Genomic DNA, 1,407 nt, shown 5'->3' on the forward strand with positions numbered 1-1,407 from the left:
GAAATTCTCGTATTTGTTTGATAAGAAATGCGAAACGAAAAAGCAAAAAAAAAAGAAATAAGGATTTCCGTTGGGAATGAAATTCTGCTCCTTGTCCTCTTTTTCACAGAAAATGGAGAGATGGATTGAGTGTTTATTGGATCCGTCGGGACTGACGGGGCTCGAACCCGCAGCTTCCGCCTTGACAGGGCGGTGCTCTGACCAATTGAACTACAATCCCAGGGAAATAAGGTGTATAGCATACATATTCTTATGATTTCATTCAAACGATTTCTATTTAGAATCGCCGTGTTGTAACATAGACGCGAATGATATATTGATATCCACATGGATACGCACTTTAGTGAGAGCGGCATGGATTAATCCTTTCGTTATTGTCAAATCGATTGATAATCAATCTTTCAATGAACAAAAAGAGTCTTTTTTTTTCTTTACTCTTTTCCTTATACTTTATACTTAGAATTTGTGATATGATTCTAGTTCATTATCATGATCCGCATTGGTGGGAACAAATAAAAATAAATAGAGCAAATAAGAAGTAGGGATATATCATAAAGTTTTCTTTTTTTTTTCCTCCTTATCAGGAATTTCTGGAAAACAAATGGGTTATATCATTTCATGGTGGATCAGCGAATTATTGGGCCGAGCTGGATTTGAACCAGCGTAGACATATTGCCAACGAATTTACAGTCCGTCCCCATTAACCGCTCGGGCATCGACCCAGGAAGAATCAATTCTAGGCTTATTGATAATCCATGATCAACTTCCTTTCGTAGTACCCTACCCCCAGGGGAAGTCGAATCCCCGCTGCCTCCTTGAAAGAGAGATGTCCTAAACCACTAGACGATGGGGGCATGCATGCTTGCCCGACCGCCATCATACTATGCTCATAGTATGAACAGTTTTTTTTAATTGTCAATATAATGTAATGGTATGACTAGATCCGACGGATCTTTCTGTCTTTCATGATTCCATAGAATTTTTTGATTCGTCATTTCTATTCATGAATCATTCATTCTAAGCGCCATTCTATATAGAAATCTATTAATAAATCTATTATATAAATCTATAAATCGATATTACTATATTAGATAGTACTATATTAAATATTCTATATTAATATATTAAATAATAATAAATAGATAACTAAAATAATAATAAATTTCTATAGATAAATTTATATATATAAATAGAAAAAGGATAGGATCCTTTCAGGGAATGATTTGTCCGCCAGAAAAAAGGTTAAACTCCATTTCTTCCACTTTCATTCATTGATTCACTCGTTGTTAAGATGAGATATGCCCATCTCACACTAAGCCAGGAAATTAACAAACGATAAATCTGAGGGGATCAACAAGTTATCGAAAATGGTTTCTTCTCTAAGGAGCTGATTCATGGGCCACAGAG

At 35.3% G+C, this 1,407-nt stretch carries 3 tRNA genes; all 3 read right to left on the minus strand.

The window, feature by feature from the left end:
* Positions 1-146 precede the first annotated feature (146 nt).
* Positions 147-220: transfer RNA gene (locus tag HLA95_RS30295), tRNA-Asp, on the minus strand.
* Positions 221-638: 418 nt separating this feature from the next.
* Positions 639-722: transfer RNA gene (locus HLA95_RS30300), tRNA-Tyr, on the minus strand.
* Positions 723-781: 59 nt separating this feature from the next.
* A tRNA-Glu gene (locus HLA95_RS30305) sits at positions 782-854 on the minus strand.
* Between the last annotated feature and the right edge of the window lie 553 nt (positions 855-1,407).

The organism is Geminicoccus harenae (assembly GCF_019800005.1).
In the GTDB taxonomy this organism is placed as follows: domain Bacteria; phylum Pseudomonadota; class Alphaproteobacteria; order Geminicoccales; family Geminicoccaceae; genus Geminicoccus; species Geminicoccus harenae.